This window comes from Dielma fastidiosa, assembly GCF_003475485.1.
GTDB classification, from domain to species: domain Bacteria; phylum Bacillota_I; class Bacilli_A; order Erysipelotrichales; family Erysipelotrichaceae; genus Dielma; species Dielma fastidiosa.
Genome location: NZ_QRQL01000001.1, coordinates 433,524 through 449,198 on the forward strand (window position 1 = coordinate 433,524; position 15,675 = coordinate 449,198).

General features: G+C 41.1%; 21 protein-coding genes. 4 read left to right on the plus strand and 17 right to left on the minus strand.

Going from position 1 to position 15,675, the window contains the following annotated elements; genetic code table 11:
- Nucleotides 1-15: 15 nt before the first annotated feature.
- From DWZ33_RS02265 to DWZ33_RS17925, 8 genes are all read right to left on the minus strand, one after another.
- A complete protein-coding gene (locus DWZ33_RS02265; RefSeq protein WP_118453627.1) occupies nucleotides 16-924 on the minus strand; it encodes a cell division protein FtsQ/DivIB in 909 nt (302 codons plus the stop codon).
- A complete protein-coding gene (murB, locus tag DWZ33_RS02270) occupies nucleotides 906-1,817 on the minus strand; it encodes a UDP-N-acetylmuramate dehydrogenase (RefSeq protein ID WP_118453628.1) in 912 nt (303 codons plus the stop codon). The genes DWZ33_RS02265 and murB overlap by 19 nt, the downstream gene beginning before the upstream one ends.
- 5 nt (nucleotides 1,818-1,822) lie before the next feature.
- On the minus strand, nucleotides 1,823-2,896 hold the full coding sequence (gene murG, locus DWZ33_RS02275) for an undecaprenyldiphospho-muramoylpentapeptide beta-N-acetylglucosaminyltransferase (protein ID WP_118453629.1): 1,074 nt from the start codon (nucleotides 2,894-2,896) through the stop codon (nucleotides 1,823-1,825).
- A 36-nt stretch (nucleotides 2,897-2,932) separates the two neighbouring features.
- On the minus strand, nucleotides 2,933-4,024 hold the full coding sequence (ftsW, locus tag DWZ33_RS02280; protein WP_022937506.1) for a putative lipid II flippase FtsW: 1,092 nt from the start codon (nucleotides 4,022-4,024) through the stop codon (nucleotides 2,933-2,935).
- A 68-nt stretch (nucleotides 4,025-4,092) separates the two neighbouring features.
- Nucleotides 4,093-4,956, minus strand: a complete 864-nt coding sequence (locus tag DWZ33_RS02285) for a YitT family protein (protein WP_022937505.1) — start codon at nucleotides 4,954-4,956, stop codon at nucleotides 4,093-4,095.
- A 133-nt stretch (nucleotides 4,957-5,089) separates the two neighbouring features.
- On the minus strand, nucleotides 5,090-5,638 hold the full coding sequence (locus DWZ33_RS02290) for a competence protein ComK (protein WP_118453630.1): 549 nt from the start codon (nucleotides 5,636-5,638) through the stop codon (nucleotides 5,090-5,092).
- 102 nt (nucleotides 5,639-5,740) lie between these two features.
- Nucleotides 5,741-6,214: a Rid family detoxifying hydrolase gene (locus DWZ33_RS02295; protein ID WP_118453631.1), complete on the minus strand. Its 474-nt coding sequence runs from the start codon at nucleotides 6,212-6,214 to the stop codon at nucleotides 5,741-5,743.
- 11 nt (nucleotides 6,215-6,225) lie between these two features.
- Nucleotides 6,226-6,372 carry a hypothetical protein gene (locus DWZ33_RS17925; protein WP_022937502.1) on the minus strand — a complete coding sequence of 49 codons (147 nt, stop codon included), beginning with the start codon at nucleotides 6,370-6,372 and terminating at the stop codon, nucleotides 6,226-6,228.
- A 185-nt stretch (nucleotides 6,373-6,557) separates the two neighbouring features.
- On the opposite strand from DWZ33_RS17925, the gene DWZ33_RS02300 reads away from it, so the two are divergent.
- Complete coding sequence (locus DWZ33_RS02300) at nucleotides 6,558-6,809, plus strand: DUF3892 domain-containing protein (RefSeq protein ID WP_022937501.1); 252 nt, start codon at nucleotides 6,558-6,560, stop codon at nucleotides 6,807-6,809.
- A gap of 56 nt (nucleotides 6,810-6,865) precedes the next feature.
- On the opposite strand, the gene DWZ33_RS02305 is transcribed toward DWZ33_RS02300, so the two are convergent.
- The 5 genes from DWZ33_RS02305 to DWZ33_RS02325 are packed head-to-tail and all read right to left on the minus strand — an operon-like array spanning nucleotide 6,866 to nucleotide 11,389.
- On the minus strand, nucleotides 6,866-8,056 hold the full coding sequence (locus DWZ33_RS02305) for a glycoside hydrolase family 3 protein (RefSeq protein WP_118453632.1): 1,191 nt from the start codon (nucleotides 8,054-8,056) through the stop codon (nucleotides 6,866-6,868).
- On the minus strand, nucleotides 8,053-8,646 hold the full coding sequence (locus tag DWZ33_RS02310) for a hypothetical protein (RefSeq protein WP_118453633.1): 594 nt from the start codon (nucleotides 8,644-8,646) through the stop codon (nucleotides 8,053-8,055). Before DWZ33_RS02310 ends, DWZ33_RS02305 begins: the two co-directional genes overlap by 4 nt.
- Nucleotides 8,639-9,148 (minus strand): tRNA (cytidine(34)-2'-O)-methyltransferase, encoded by a 510-nt coding sequence (locus DWZ33_RS02315; RefSeq protein ID WP_022937498.1) that lies wholly within the window; start codon nucleotides 9,146-9,148, stop codon nucleotides 8,639-8,641. The genes DWZ33_RS02310 and DWZ33_RS02315 overlap by 8 nt, the downstream gene beginning before the upstream one ends.
- 1 nt (nucleotide 9,149) lies before the next feature.
- Nucleotides 9,150-9,734: an RdgB/HAM1 family non-canonical purine NTP pyrophosphatase gene (gene rdgB, locus DWZ33_RS02320; RefSeq protein WP_022937497.1), complete on the minus strand. Its 585-nt coding sequence runs from the start codon at nucleotides 9,732-9,734 to the stop codon at nucleotides 9,150-9,152.
- A complete protein-coding gene (locus tag DWZ33_RS02325) occupies nucleotides 9,731-11,389 on the minus strand; it encodes a B12-binding domain-containing radical SAM protein (protein ID WP_118453634.1) in 1,659 nt (552 codons plus the stop codon). The genes rdgB and DWZ33_RS02325 overlap by 4 nt, the downstream gene beginning before the upstream one ends.
- A 79-nt stretch (nucleotides 11,390-11,468) precedes the next feature.
- Here DWZ33_RS02325 and DWZ33_RS02330 point away from each other — a divergent pair, with 79 nt between their 5' ends.
- Complete coding sequence (locus tag DWZ33_RS02330; protein WP_118453635.1) at nucleotides 11,469-12,302, plus strand: phosphotransferase; 834 nt, start codon at nucleotides 11,469-11,471, stop codon at nucleotides 12,300-12,302.
- Nucleotides 12,303-12,906: 604 nt separating this feature from the next.
- Here the strand turns inward: DWZ33_RS02330 and DWZ33_RS02335 are convergent.
- The 4 genes from DWZ33_RS02335 to DWZ33_RS02350 all read right to left on the minus strand — a co-directional run bounded on the left by DWZ33_RS02335 (nucleotide 12,907) and on the right by DWZ33_RS02350 (nucleotide 14,903).
- Nucleotides 12,907-13,110: a helix-turn-helix domain-containing protein gene (locus DWZ33_RS02335; RefSeq protein WP_022937494.1), complete on the minus strand. Its 204-nt coding sequence runs from the start codon at nucleotides 13,108-13,110 to the stop codon at nucleotides 12,907-12,909.
- A complete protein-coding gene (locus DWZ33_RS02340) occupies nucleotides 13,082-13,549 on the minus strand; it encodes an RNA polymerase sigma factor (RefSeq protein WP_022937493.1) in 468 nt (155 codons plus the stop codon). Before DWZ33_RS02340 ends, DWZ33_RS02335 begins: the two co-directional genes overlap by 29 nt.
- Nucleotides 13,550-13,942: 393 nt before the next feature.
- Nucleotides 13,943-14,287: a TIGR04076 family protein gene (locus DWZ33_RS02345; RefSeq protein WP_118453636.1), complete on the minus strand. Its 345-nt coding sequence runs from the start codon at nucleotides 14,285-14,287 to the stop codon at nucleotides 13,943-13,945.
- Nucleotides 14,241-14,903 carry a flavodoxin family protein gene (locus DWZ33_RS02350; protein ID WP_118453637.1) on the minus strand — a complete coding sequence of 221 codons (663 nt, stop codon included), beginning with the start codon at nucleotides 14,901-14,903 and terminating at the stop codon, nucleotides 14,241-14,243. The genes DWZ33_RS02345 and DWZ33_RS02350 overlap by 47 nt, the downstream gene beginning before the upstream one ends.
- 120 nt (nucleotides 14,904-15,023) lie before the next feature.
- Between DWZ33_RS02350 and DWZ33_RS02355 the strand changes: the two genes are divergently transcribed.
- Both DWZ33_RS02355 and DWZ33_RS18105 read left to right on the plus strand, forming a co-directional pair.
- The gene (locus tag DWZ33_RS02355; protein ID WP_244925834.1) at nucleotides 15,024-15,365 is read left to right on the plus strand and encodes a winged helix-turn-helix transcriptional regulator; all 342 of its coding nucleotides are present in this window, start codon (nucleotides 15,024-15,026) and stop codon (nucleotides 15,363-15,365) included.
- Between the two features lie 60 nt (nucleotides 15,366-15,425).
- Complete coding sequence (locus DWZ33_RS18105; protein WP_205408105.1) at nucleotides 15,426-15,620, plus strand: DUF4368 domain-containing protein; 195 nt, start codon at nucleotides 15,426-15,428, stop codon at nucleotides 15,618-15,620.
- Nucleotides 15,621-15,675: the final 55 nt, after the last annotated feature.

A 15,675-nucleotide genomic window follows, 5' to 3' on the forward strand; every position in this document is an offset into this window, starting at 1 on the left:
GAACAAATGCAAAAACTATTCATTTTCTGAAGGCATTTCTTCATCAGGAACCCATGCCTGCGGATCTTCTTCATCCTCTGACGGCGGTGTTTCACCCTCATTACCCTCAGTATTTTCATCCTCAGCAGGCTTTGGCTCACGATCCTTTAAGCCCACCGAACAATCATCCACTTCCTTAAAAATATTGCCGCTGATATCATCCATATACAGACAGACATGCGTACCCTCCAGTTCTTTTAAAACCGAACGATAGCTATTCAGCAATTCAATACCCTTCATTGAGGTCGTTACCCGATTGCCGTCAATCATGACAAACTGAACCATATTCTCATCATAACTGGTAACATAAGGCTCCAATTCAGAAATCAAAGGCATGACTTCCTTATCTACATTCGCAAAAGCCTCATCAAGCATTGTCAGCTGCTCCTCACTGAAGCCGCCGATTCTAGGAATCATCGCCGCATTCAATTGACTCAATTCACTGGCATCCAGCCTGCCTACGCCCTGTACGAGAAGCGTATTCGCATCATCCTTCAGATAACCGATAATCAGCCTTTCATCAACCTGAATCGTAATACCGCCGCCCCAAGTTTTCTTAACCGAGGCATCTTTGATCAGCGGATCATCCTTCAGCCGCATTTCAATCAAAAAACCGGGATTCAGCACATAAGAAGACTGATAGTTTAATTTAGCTTTATCTAAAATCTGTTCATCAGAATAAATCATATTATCATTAACCGACAATGTTTTGACTTTAGAAATATCTGATGAAAAATATGCAAAGATCAAAAGTGCCAAAATGATCAAACCAACTAAACGCAAGATTCTTCTGCGTGTCCTGATCTTCTTTTTACGATTCAGCTGCGACAAATATCGCTTTTCAAGTTCATTCTCCTGCTGGAGTTCTATTTTCTTTTTGGCCAATTAAAATGCTCCACTTCTGTTTTTAACTCAATTTGATATTTATCTTTTACCTTTTGCTGAATCAAAGTAATCAGTTCAATCACATCATTCGCACTTGCATGATCAGCATTCACAATGAAATTTGCATGCTTATCCGAAACCATCGCACCGCCGATCTGATAACCGCGCAAGCCCACCTCTTCAATGCACTGCCATGCCGGAAGCTGTTCAGGATTGCGGAAAATACTGCCAGCTGAAGGCATATTTAATGGCTGTGAAGCCAAGCGGCGCTGACGTCTGGAATCCATCAGATCACGAATCTCTGCACCGTTGCCTTTAGAAAGCTTCAGCTTAGCCGCTAAAATAATCCAGTCACGCTGCTTCTGAAAAATCGAAGAGCGATAACTCATTGCCAGCTCATCAACACTCAGCCAGCAGCAGTTATTGTCCTGCAAGACAAATACCTTATCAAGAATATCCCTGATTTCACTCTTATAAGCACCGGCATTCATAAATACCGCACCGCCTAATGTACCGGGAATCCCGCTCGCAAATTCCAAACCGCTCAGCTCGCGTTTCATCGCCTCATGAGCCAATAATATAATCGATGTGCCGCTTTGCGCGATGCACGTACCATCTTCTTCAAAATAAAAATCTGAGAAATAACGATCAAGACAGAGAATCAATCCTGCATAGTCCTCATCACTGGCAAGAATATTGCTGCCCTTGCCAAAAATTCTTACTTCCAAACCATTTTCTTTTGCGATATCTAAAACCCGCATCAAGCCAAGCGTACTTTTAGGATATAAAAAGTATTTCGCTTTGCCGCCGATTTTAAATGTAGTGTGTGCAGACAGCGGCGCATCGACTAATAGATCACCGTACATCTGCAGCTTGATTTCAACATCATTCATTCAGTTCACCCTACCAATTCCTTCATCCAGGTCAGAATATCATCGCTTGCGTTAACGAAGCCATTCTTCAGCATGTTTTCATGCATCTCTTCCCGCAGCTTTGAATTATTCATGATCCGGCTCAATTTTTCAAATAAAATTTTACCATTCAGATCCTTTTCCTCAATCATATAAGCACACTTCTTATCAACGAGTACCTTGGCGTTATAATACTGATGATTATTCGCTACATAAGGGGATGGAATCAAAATAGCCGGGATGCCGAATGCCGTAATTTCCGCAGCCGTTGTTGCGCCCGCACGGCAGATAATGCAATCCACTTTTTCCATTATAGCAATTTGATTGACATAATCAACAACTTTAATGTTTTTATTGCTGAATTTATTCTTCATAGTCTCATAATTCTGCTTGCCGCTGACATAAAGAATCTGGATATCAGCCTTCATTTCCTTTAACGCGGTAACCATTGCCTCATTCACCGAAGTTGAGCCTAATGAACCCATAACAATCAAAACCAATGGTTTATCCATGCTTAAGCCCAGCGATTTATAATACGCTTCATCAAAGACTGACTGTTTGGCGATACTGGCCCGCGGATTGCCCAGCAGACGCGTCTTTTCCCGGCCCAGCTCATCGAAGCACTTTTCGTAGCAGAGCACGATCGCATCCGCAAAACGGGCGCACAGCTTATTTGCGGCACCAACAATTGAATTCTGTTCGTGAAGCATCACTGGTACATGATTATGATGAGCCGCCATCATTACCGGTGCGCTGACATAACCGCCAAAGCCTACCGCAATATCCGGTTTAAATTCTTTCACGATCTTATTTGCCTTAGTAAAAGCAATACCCATCAATGTCACTGCCTTTATCTTATTAAACACATTGCCGGTCAAGCCGCTTGCATTGAGTCCCTTAAACGCATAACCATGAGCGGGAATCTCTTTTGCTTCCATACGGTCATGATTGCCGATAAACAGAATTTCTGTTTTCGGATCTTGCTTACACGCTGCATCAGCCAATGCCAAAGCCGGATATATATGACCGCCGGTTCCGCCGGTAGCAATTAAAATCTTCATTCTCTCACACTCCGTTTTATTTATTATAGCATAATTTTATGCTGCCGAATCATGATTTGCAATCCCCATCAAAAGACCCAATGAGCCCATCATTACCACCAGTGATGAACCGCCATAGGAGAACAGCGGCAGAGTAATCCCAGTTACCGGAAACAAACCGACTACAACCCCCAGATTAATCAGTACCTGGATAGCAAATAATGAGATAATGCCGATGGCTACATAAGCCAGATAAGCATTGGTTGAATTCTTTGCAATCTTCACACCTTCATAGATAATCAATATATAGAGCAGGATCAGCAGCGCACAGCCAATGAAGCCCCATTCCTCCGCAAAAATAGCGAAGATAAAATCGGTCTGCGGTTCCGGTAAATAAAAATGCTTTTGTACCGAGGCATCAAAGCCCTTTCCCAATAAACCACCCGGCGCGATAGCAAACAGCGACTGAATGATCTGAAAGCCGCTGCCTAAAGGATCCTGCCATGGATCAATAAAAGATGTAATGCGGGCCAAACGATAAGGTGCCGATAAGATCAAAGCTCCAAAGCCGAGAATCCCTAAAAAGCCAACCCGTACAAAATAGCTTAGCGGGCTGTCGGCGGCCAAGACCATTACCACGATTGAACAAACCATAACGATGCCGCTGCCAAAATCCGGCTGCAGCAGGATCAATAAAAAACCGCCCAGCGTCATAGCTGCCACCATTAATAAATCCTTCATAAAGCTTTTTATCCGGCTGCGGGATGCGAGCCATTGCGCACACATCAAAATAATCGCTATCTTAAAAAACTCTGAAGGCTGCACAAGCAATGAACCAACGCCAAACCAGCTGCGGCTGCCGTTTCGCTGTACACCTAACCCTGGTATCAATACCAGAACCAGTGATGCCATACAAGCCAGATAGATACCTTTATTATGTGCCTTCAGCTTCATTAAATCGACTTTTGATGCCATCATCATCACAAAAACACCGATAAAAGCAAACACTGCCTGCCGTTTAATAAAATACGCGGCATCATTAAACTTGTATAAAGCCCAAACCCGGCTTGAACTGCCGATTGTCAGGATTCCTAATAATGTACATAACAAAATATAAATTGTCATTTTACGGCATTTCTTAGTAAACAAAAAAACCACCTCATTGAAGTTTATGAAGTGGTGCGAAGAATAAAAACTAAAAGTCAGATTATTCTTCATTAATTAATCGGTTCCTGATAAAAACGTCCTTCCAGACTGTTGGTTTTCATTACATTTATAAATGCCTTATCATCAACAAGGTGAACAAAACGGATAACCTCTTTTAACTCCTCCGTCGATATTACTGTATAAAGTAAAGTTCTCGGCTGATTTGAATAACAGCCATGACCCTCAAAACGCGTAATGCCATGATGCGTATAAATCATCAGCTTCTCAGAGAGATCATCTGGCTTACTGGTGATAATATGCACCGTAACCTTTTTATAACGCACATGCAAAGCCCCGACAACCTGCGTCGATACAAACTGGAAGATAATTGAATATAATGCTTGATTCCAGTCAAATAATAAACCAGCTACCACTAGCATCACCGCATTTAATCCAAGCACATAATTCCATGCCGGCGCATGCAGCTTATCCGATAAGTAGACCGCGATAAAATCAGTACCGCCGCTGCTGGCTTTGCCTCTTAACGCGAATGCGATGCCGACACCATTGAAAATACCGCCGAAAACAGCAATCAGCAATGGATCATACGTCAGCGGTGTAGAAGGCAGAAAATCGACAAAAATACCGGTCAGCAAAATCATCAGACATGAATAAATCGTAAATCGCTTACCAATTGTTTTATATCCGATAATCGCCGGTACGGCATTTAACGTGATGTTGATGAATGAATAAGACACACTCACATTAAAATACTCATCAGCTATACGCTGAATCATTACTGTCAGCCCTGTAAAGCCGCCTGGAAATAAATTTCCTGCTCTTACAAAGGTTTTAATATTAACAGCCATGATAAGCGCGCCGATAATAACACAGATCAGTGTAAACAGATCCTTCTTTGTTTTCTTATTTATCATGATAAACCTCTAATTTTCTTTAATCAGCAAACTTATTATACACGTTCTGCCTTTATTTACAACCATTTCTAAAAAATTTCCCCATCATTGTGCGAGCCTTGGTAAATAATTGACAGTGCGTCTGCTGATTAAGCTAATCTAAGATTTCATAACGGCGCTGTTTGACAAAATCATCCACACGGCGGCATCGCTCAGTCTGTTGGCGGATCATCCGCACATCAAACGCAAAGCTATAACTCGCCTTCGATTTTGGCTGATCAGGCTTGGCCAATGCCTGCTGAATCATTCTTTCTGAAAAAGAAGCACGGCGGCCAAACGCAAGCGTTGATTGTTCAGCATTGCCGCTGATACGCCTAACTGCATAATAATTGATCCAGATACTGTTTTTATCCCGTAAAGCGGTTAAGGGATAAAGAAGCAGCCAGTTCTCTTTAATAAATACTGGTATTTTCTGTTTAAAGCCATGATTCACTGACACCGCTTTGCGGCAGCCATCAAAATCAAGCTCATGATGAGCGCATATTGCCTTGATCAGCTTCAATGCCGAACAGTCTATATGCTCTGTTTCAACCCTCCCCCACTTTAAGTCTTCATAAATAATGGTACACTCTTCATCGTTACCTTTAATAAAGTAAATAATCTTACATTCCCCTTTCTCCCTCGCACAGTACCATTGTACCATGGAACTGCACAGCGAGAACTTTATTTTTACAATTAACTGTAAGATTATGATTCAAAAGCCTCGGAAATTGATTAATATAAGAAAAAAGTGCATTTCTGCACTTTATTGACAGCCTTCGCAATCAGAACCGCAGCCGCCTTCAGAGCCACAGCCGCCGCCACAGCTTGAAGCTGCCATCTGCTGTTCATAAATCAACGTATCGATAACCAGACATTCAATTTCCACCTTAGCACCCTTAGGCAGCGCGGCTACCTGCACACAGCTGCGGGCTGGATATGGAGCGGTAAATGCCTCAGCATAAGCCTCATTAAATTCATTAAATTCATTCAAATCACTCATAAATACCGTTGTCTTAACGACATGACGCAATTCCAAATTCATTTCAGCTAATACATTTTCAAGATTAGCGATAGCCTGTTGAGTCTGTTCCTTAATGGTTGTCCCAACAATATCGCCGCTTTTTGGATCAGCCGGCAGCTGTCCGGATACATATACGAAATCACCTAATTTTACAGCCGGTGAATAGGGTCCGATTGCTTCCGGTCCATTAGCTGGTTTAATTGCTTGTAAAAACATGAAATCCTCCTCTACCATTCGCGGTAAAACTTACCTGCCAGTGTTCTTTTCTTTTTAAGCCTTTTCTGAAGCAGATGATTGATGGATATAAAAGCAATGCCGCCGATCAGTCCAAGCAGACATAAGATCGACAATAAGTCATTAATATTTTCAATCATCAAATCACCTCTTTTGATATTATACGATAAAAGCAGTTAAAATTCAAACGAAGTACACAATGGCTATCCTAAATAATGCAGCAATTCACTAATTCTATACATTAATAAATTTTCCAAAATTTCTCAACATCAATTTTGGATAATGATTTTAGCTTTGTCTACAATAACATCAGGAGGTAAAAAAAATGAAAAAATCTTCTAAAGAAAGCTCTAAGCAAGAAAAGTTTGTAGCTGCACGTCGTAACCCTGATGGTACTTTAAAGGAATTTAAATCAAATACTGGTAAAGTATACGATTACGAACAAGCACTGGAAGCTGTTGAAAACGGAATGATTGAAAACGCTCTGCCATTTACTGGCCGTGATGGCGCTCGTCATATCCGTGGTATCAACGACGGCGATGAGTCAACTAACTTATCTAACTTAAAAGAATTCTAATTAATAGAGTTCAAACATTGAAAAAAAGTCATGGTGAATATTCACTGTGACTTTTTTTAATCCATCAAATTTAATGACAGCTTCCAGTTTAAAATACGCAGCACTGATTCATTTAAGCGCTCCTCACTGACCTTGCCCTCATCAACTGCCTGCTTCATTGCCGCTGCCCCAGCTTTAAAATCAGTGATGATGAGTAAATCATTGCCCGCCAGAAATGCCTCAACACTTGGTTCCTGCTCATCGGTAAACTTACGGATTGCCTGCATCGATAAGTCATCGCTCATGATAACACCTTGAAAATTGAGTTCATTGCGCAATAATTCATGGATCGTCGGCGATAAGGAAGCCGGCAGCTCATCAAAACAGGTGACAATATTATGAGCGACTAAGATGGCTGGCGCCTGATGGTCTATACCCGCTTTAAAGGGAATAAAATCCTGATTATAAAAAACTTCCTTTGCCCGTTCATCAACGGCAATATCTTCATGAGTATCGATATTGCTGCCATAGCCGGGAAAATGCTTCAGACAGGAACCGATTTGCATCTCATTCATCGCATCAACCACTGCCGCCACATAAGCGGCTGTTCCCTCACCATCTAAGCCAACCGTTCGCGGATACATATAATCCTCAGGATTATCAGTCACATCGGCTACCGGCGCCAGATTTACATTGATGCCAAGCGCCAGCAAGTAGCTGCTCTTAGTTTTGGCGTCTTGACTGACCTCGGCCAGACCGCCTTCATTATATAATGCCTGCGGGCTTGGAAACGGCGTCGGCACTAAAGCTGGATTCCAGGAGACACGATTAACAATACCGCCCTCCTCATCAACACCGATCAGTAAAGGCAGCTTGCTCATAGACTGCAGCAGCGCATTCTTATCGATCACTTCCTGACTGGTTTTGCCATTTAAATCTCGGCCAAACAAAATCACACCACCGGGCTGCAATTCCATCACGGATTCAAGCTCCTCATCAAGCGGACAGCGGATAAAAAAGATCTGACCGATTTTATCTTCCAGACTCATTTCTGAAAGCAGTTCCTCAGCCCGGGTTTTCACAATCACCGGTTCACTGGGTTCAACAGGCTTGATTGGTTCCGGTTCCGGTTCGTGATCCGCTTCAACCTTTTCATCCGGCTTTAGCTGCAGCCACTGCGGACGCACGATCCATACCGCGAGTATGATGCTGCCAACTAAAAGAAGCAGACAAAACAAGCCGATTGCCGCCCGTTTCAGGGTATTCACTGGATTTCCTCGATGACATCATAAGCCATCGCCTGAGGATAATCAATCAGCAGAATCTGACAAAATGCATAGCCATCCAGAATCAATAAGAGACCATTAGCGGCAATTAAACCATAACCAAATAAGTGAATTAATGAGAAACCGGAAAATAAGGAACCGGACTTCATCGCCATCATCGCCGCAATCGCAAACAGCACACAAATCAGCAAAAAGACACACAAATTCAGACAAGTCATCTTTTTCAGACTCTTTTCAAGCCGTGTTTTAGCATGACTGAAAATAACAATCATCGAAAATAAAAAGAATAAAATTTCATATAAATATAATGAACGAAAGAAGGTTGACAGCAGCGGCAAGAGTGAAATCGATGTTGTTGAGATAAAGCTAAGCACCATTCTTCCTAAAAAAGCCAGCTGAACAATTTTCATATTCAATAACGATACGATTTGTTCATAGGTTGCCGCTTTAATGACTACCATTCCCAAATAAAGATGCAGCGCTGTAATAAAACATAAAAGACCATAAAGGATAAGCGAAAACAGACAGCTGCGTTTAGCGCGGGTATTTAAAAAGGCATCAATCCTATTCATAGATCCAATCTTCACCTTTAATTACTTCAACCCGGCTCAGGCCTGGATAATCAAGCTGCCGCAGCGCTTCATAGACAATGATTGCCGCGCAGTTGGACAGATTCAGCGAACGGGCGCTGGCCTTCATCGGCAAACGCATGCAATGATCCAGATCCTTGCTTAAAATGGATTTAGGAATACCGGTGCTTTCCTTCCCTAAGATAAAATACAGATCACCCTTGCATTCAGTAAAATCAAACTGTGACGGTGCCTTCTTGCCATAGCGGGTCAGATAATAATAATGCTCAGCAGGATTTTTACTGACAAAATCATCCCATGATTTATGAATTTCATAATCTAATTCACTGATGTAATCCATGCCGGCACGGCGCAAATGCTGTTCATCAAGTGAAAAGCCTAAAGGCTCAATCAGATGCAGCTTACAGCCGGCTGCCATGCATGTACGCATCATATTACCGGTATTCTGAGGAATTTCCGGCTCATATAAAACTACATGAATCATCTTATCTGCCTCCTTCAAGATATTCCACACATTGTTTCAATGCGCGGCCGCGGTGTGATACGGCATTTTTCATTTCATCACTCACATTTGCCAAGGTGGTGCCATAAGGCGGATAGTAGAAAATCGGATCATAGCCAAAGCCATGCTCACCGATAATTGTCTCTGCGATTTCACCCTCAACTACACCTTTAAACACATGCTCAGTGCCATCTTCCTCAACATAAGCAATCGCGCAGACAAACTGTGCCCCGCGCGGCTTTCCTTTAACCGCCTCAATGATTGCATTGTTTTTTACCGTATAGCTCGTATCATGCCCCATAAAACGCGCGCTGTATACACCAGGTGCCCCATCCATCGCGTCAACCGCTAAGCCAGAATCATCAGCCATAACCGCGGTATGAAACATCTCATGAAGCGTCCGTGCCTTAATCAAAGAATTCTCCTCAAATGTCGTTCCGGTTTCATCGATTTCTACTGGTTCATCAAGATCCAGACAGCTTTTAATCGTATAGCCTAACGGTTCTAACATTTTCTTAAATTCCTCAACTTTATGCAGATTGCTTGTGGCAATTAATATTTCTTTCATATTTTCTCAATCCTTTCCTTTTCTTTAATCAGCCAGCGTTTTGGATAAGTCTGACTGGCATTATAAACACATACTTGGTAACAGATTCCCTCTGAATACGCATACTCCACACAGCCATAATGGTATAGCTCATTCTGACTGCTCTCATGAGCATCAATCAGCAGCTGAAAACAATGCTTCATCGTTTCGTGATCAACACGATATGTATTCCATCGTTTTGGCTTTTGTTTAAACAAACGCATATAATCATTCATTAAGACAGCCTCTACAAGTCTTTCATCACAATCACTCAGTTCCTGTTTCAGAATCAGAAACAAATCATGGTCATGATAGCGCCGTTCGTATTCAGCTAAACGCTGACCTAAAGCCATAAATAAGCTGAACGCGTTCTCCCTTAGCTTTAGCTTTAAGAAAGTATCGATGGCCCTGCGGCATTTACCGCTGTTCCAAAATTTCTCAACCGCCAAGGCTGTATGGTTAATACTGCAAAGTTCTTCTTTGCTGAGCCACTTCGTCGATAAGATCTCATAAGGCGGATCGCTGTCATAATCAAAATCATAGAATTCAGCTTTTCGTTTCAGGCTGGTTCCCTTAAGCAGCTTTAAGATTCCTAATTGAAGCTCACTCGCTTTTAAGGAGAACAATTCATTAAAAGAAGCATTAAACGAAGCTAAGCCCTCATAAGGCAGACCCGCAATTAAGTCTACATGAAGAATAAGACCTGCCTCACGCATGCGGTGAATGACTTCCTTTAACCGTTCATTATTCTGAATTCTGCCTACCGCTTTTAATGTATTGCCATTAAATGACTGAACACCTACCTCAAAGCGGAAACGGCTTTTGTCTGCCTCATTGATGAAGAAATCAAGCAGCTCCTCACTCAGGGTTTCCGCTACCACCTCAAACTGAAAAATTTGCCCGGTACAATGTTCATTGATGTAGCGGGCAATCCGCAATGCCCGTTTAGGATCTGTATTAAAGGTACGGTCAAGAAACTTTACCTGACGTACCTTGCTTTGACTGATCTTCGCGAGTTCTTTAAAGATATAAGCCTCTGAAAACTGACGCACCCGCTTATCCGTTGAGCTGAGACAGTATTCACAGCCATACGGACAGCCGCGGCTGGTTTCAAAATATAAATAACGTTTATCCATATCCGCTTCATCAAAAGGAAGAAAATAAGGACTCTCACACGCTTCATTAAACGTCAGATCACTGTAAGCATACGTCGTATCAGGATAAGCCAATGTATTTATCCCTAATATAGGATGCGGATTTTGATCGATGATGGATTGAATATACTCCCAAACACTCAATTCTCCCTCACCGATACTAATGGCATCAATCCCCTCCTGAAGCAGAGCCTCTGATTCAAAAGTCACCTCAGGGCCACCGACTAAAACCGTACATGGATGCTGCCGCTTCAAATCCTTGATCAAAAGCTGGGTTTGCTTAATATTCCAAATATAACAGCTAAAGCAGTAAACATCCGCCTTTTGTGCAATCAGCCAGTCAAGCACCTTTTCATGAGCATCCTTGATGGTAAATTCTTTTAATACAACCTGCTCTTTGATCGGCGAGGTTACATAAAGCCAGCGCAGAGCTAAATTCTTATGGATATATTTTGCATTTAAAGTAGTCAGCACGACCTTCATACCTTCACCTTCTTCAATTCTCTACGCCCTATTATACTAAAATTCAGTCAAATATGCTATCATTGGTACAGGTGATTTTATGAAAGTTAAAAATACGATTGAACAGATCCTTGGTGAATTAGTTCGCTTTGAACGATATGAAAAAGGATTGACCAACCATAATTACTATGCTGAAACAAAAAATCAGGCTTATATTGTCCGAGTTCCCCGTGCCGATAACGAACAGGTAGTCAGCCGAAGCCACGAAACAGCCGCATTACGAGCCATTCAAAATCTGGACTTTGACGTACCTACTATTTATTACGATGAAAAAAGCGGCATCAAGATTACAGAATTTATCCCTGACTGTCAGGAATATGAGCCTTGCACCGCCCAGGATAAAATTGAACAGGTCGGCCGGCTGCTCAGAAAATTCCATCAGGCAGACTTACATTGCCCTTATGCCTTCGATCCATATGAGCGCTATCTGCAATATAAAGCTCACGTGCAGAAACCAATCTATGATTTAACTTGTTATGAGGCAAGGATGCGTGAGATTGCCAGTCAGAATCAGCATCAGGTGCTTTGTCACAACGATTTGGTCAGCGGCAATCTCTTATTTTCAAAAGATCGGCTATATCTGATTGATTATGAATACGCGGCCATGAATGATCCGCTTTTTGATGTCATTTCATTTCTCAGTGAAAATCAAATTTTTGATGAAGAGCTGCGGCAGCGATTTTATCTCGCTTACTTTAACGCTGCTCCTGATATTCTGCTTTTAAATCAGCTGAAAGAATGGGAAATTTTTGAAGATGTTCTTTGGTGTACTTGGGCTATGATGATGGCTGAATCCCGTCATGAACAAGTTTACCTGGATATTGCCAAGGATAAATATCAAGCCTTGCGCGCGCTGATAGCTAACAAATCATAAAGGACCGCAAAATTGGATGAATGCTGATAAGGAAGTTTTAAAAACGTACTAATCTAACGGCCGACAAACAGGTGCAACAAAGCAGAGAGTAAATCACTTTCATAAGTGGTCGGCTCTCTGCTTTTTGTTACGCAGTAGAACGCCATTTTTGAGGGTTTAAGTATAAAATATCGGCTATATAATTTTCATGATCTGAAAACCGCATAAATCAAGGGGATTTTGCCCTCTACTGCGTAACATTCTTACCCGAAATTCAGTCGTTTTATAAAAGCGTCAAATTGTCCGATATTAAATCTACCTATATTAAATTTTCCAACGTTGGAAAATCCAATGCAATTAAATAAAGATATATAAAATAAAGATTAAAGAATTACAAATATTCCTTTCCAATAATTCTTCCCCTAATAACAAAACTCACGGAACGGAAGCGAAAGGAAAGGAAAATACAGACATTCCGTTTTCACATATAGGATAATTTACAGAGGGGGCAAGCAGTTTATCCGATTGCCCCCTCTTAGTTGCCTAACAACAAAGACAGAGAAAACCGTCAAGGACGCGAAGCGTATATTTTATCCTTGACGGTTTTCTTTGGCTTTGCTATTTCCTACCTGTCGAAGCGAAACTGAAAGATTGCCTTAATTAGCTGTGCTTCTAATCTGTCTTGTATATCGGCGTTAAAATGCCCTTGAAATACAGACCGATATTTTATGTATCCTCTGTAATGGCACAAGACAAAGTGTATAGCTTCCGGCTCTTTGGCAACCGCTTTTTCAAGCACTTCAAAAGGTATCAGCTTTTCGTTCCTCATGCTCCAATCTCTCCCATTCTTTTCTTAGCTGCTTCAATGCGGCTAACTTCCAGTAGTTTACTGTTGTACGGCTTCTTCCATACACTTCTCCGATTTTCCTATCCGTATATCGCAAGAAGAAATACAGTACCAAAACTTCCTGTCGCAGTTTCGGCAAAGTGGAAAACACTTTTGCTAATCGTTCATCTTCAATTTCAATTATCTCTCCACACACTACAAATTCCGTCGGTTGTGTTAGTTTTATCGATTCTTCAAAGTAGCTATCTGTCGTAGACGGGTTATAATATTGTTCGTCCATGAGATAATCAAGAGAGATTTCGTGCTTCCATTTTCTGCCAATATCCCGATAGGCAGACATGGCGGCGTTACGGAGAACGATTTTACAAAAGGCTGCAAAGGCGTACTCAATATGTTCCCTGTATTCTTCGGAATAACTCATTTTTCTCACCCCCTTTCTTCCCAGTAGGGGGCTATTACAACAAGCGCCCATACGATAGAAAACTGTATAGGCGCTGAGTAATACGAATTATTAAAACATACTACATGATATGTGTGTTCATCTTTATAGTCATAATATCCCGTTGAATTAGACAGGCTTTTTTTGATGATTTCATAGTGTTCGATATATAGAAAAAGGACATATCGATACCTCCAATGCTTTTAAGCATTTAATACTGCCAAATCCTTAAAAATGGGCAGCTTTAATACACTCTCCGTATTTTCATTTTGAAAAGGAAAACGGCGGCTTTGATTGTGATTTATGAAAGCCGCCGCTTAACATCACAACAATCGTTTTCCGTCAGAGTAACGGTTTTGTTGTTGTTTGATTTTTCTATCTAACTGGTGTGTAATTGATTTCCGCTTCATCTTCAGTAGCTTCAAGTTTCATAATAACTGGTCGCAATCCGTCATTACAGCTACAAATGGCGACACCGGGTTTTTTTATCCAGTCGCCGTAGTAAAATAACTCTTTTCCCATTCCATGTGCCAGAGCAAAAACATACTGATAAATAGCTTTCCATGCTTCATCGCAAAACCCTTCTGGCTTCGCATAGTCAGCAAAGAAAACCTGCCCTTCCTTCATCATAGGGCAGACGGTCAGACCATCAACACCATATTCTTTTGCAAGTTCAACATTTAACATAGTTTTCAAAATAGTTATTTTCACTTTCTTCATCTTCTTCTCCTTTATTTCTGTACATTTCTTCATCTTCATATATTCTTTTTCCAAATTCAAACGCTTCTCTTAAATAATTTGTTGAATGTATCTGCGGTTTACCATTTGTATTACCACAGCCACCAGCAAGCAGCATACCCTTGTCCTGAAAACCAATATAATTTATCAACGTAAATTTGTAGTAAGAAACAGCCTGCTCAAACGTCCAAAAAAAGTTATCAGCAGAAGTCATAAGCAAAGCACAATCGTGTATCGGGTATTTTTCATACCGCCCCAAAGGTGGATTTTCATCCTGCTTTGCTATGCAGTAAAAGCGTTCAATGAATGCTTTGATTTTTGATGATATAGTCCAGAAATATAAGGGTGAAGCAAATACAATTAAGTCTGCTGTTTTTATCTTTGGAATAAGAGAATTAAAATCGTCTTTTTGTACACAAGGCTTTTCATAGCGGCAAGCTTTACAGCCTAAACAACCATTCACATTTATATTATTCAATGATATAAATTGCACATGATGCCCGGCTTCTGTGGCTCCTCTCATAAATGCTTTAGCTAACTGTACCGTATTTCCATTTGAACGTCCGCCACCCAAAATAATCAAAATTTTTTTCTTCATAAAAGTTCGCGCCTCTTGTTTGATTTATCTCTTTATGTTATTTTATATATAAAGTGTCAAAAAGAAAAGTACGCACTTTTTTGACATATACTATCGTAAAGGAAAGTATCTACTATGAGCATGGAAAAATTTGAAAAGAGAATAGAGTCTTTAACTGATACACCATTTGGCTATACCCTATCCATGATTGGCGGAAAATGGAGATTGGTCATTCTTTACTGGCTTGTTGAATATGAAGCAATTCGCTTCAATGAATTGCAACGAAAAATCGGGACAATCACATTCAAAACTTTAAGTACGGAATTAAAAGCAATGGAAGCAGATGGTCTTATTATCCGAAAAGAGTATCCGCAAATTCCACCTAAGGTTGAATACAGTCTTTCTAATAAAGGTCGTTCTTTGCTCCCAATTATGGAAAGTATGTGTCAATGGGGTACAGAAAACAGTGGAAAACTATTTTAACATTTTGTTCAGATGGACAAGACGGATTTTGACAGCTTCTCTTCTGTTTACCGCAAGTAAGTGGGAATACGGGAATTAGCGCCTACTATCGTCAATAAGTTTGTGAAGAAAATCATAGTCTATGCGCCGGACAAGTCCACCGGACACCGCAGACAGTGGATAGAAATTGTCTGGAACTTTATCGGAGAACTGGAACAGACGAGGATAAGCAGACCATTGAAAGGCAGAGAAAAAGCAGAACGACATAGCTTTTGACTATGCCGCCCTGCGGTTACTAAATTACTTCCTTATGGGTGCTGTCCTTTGGATG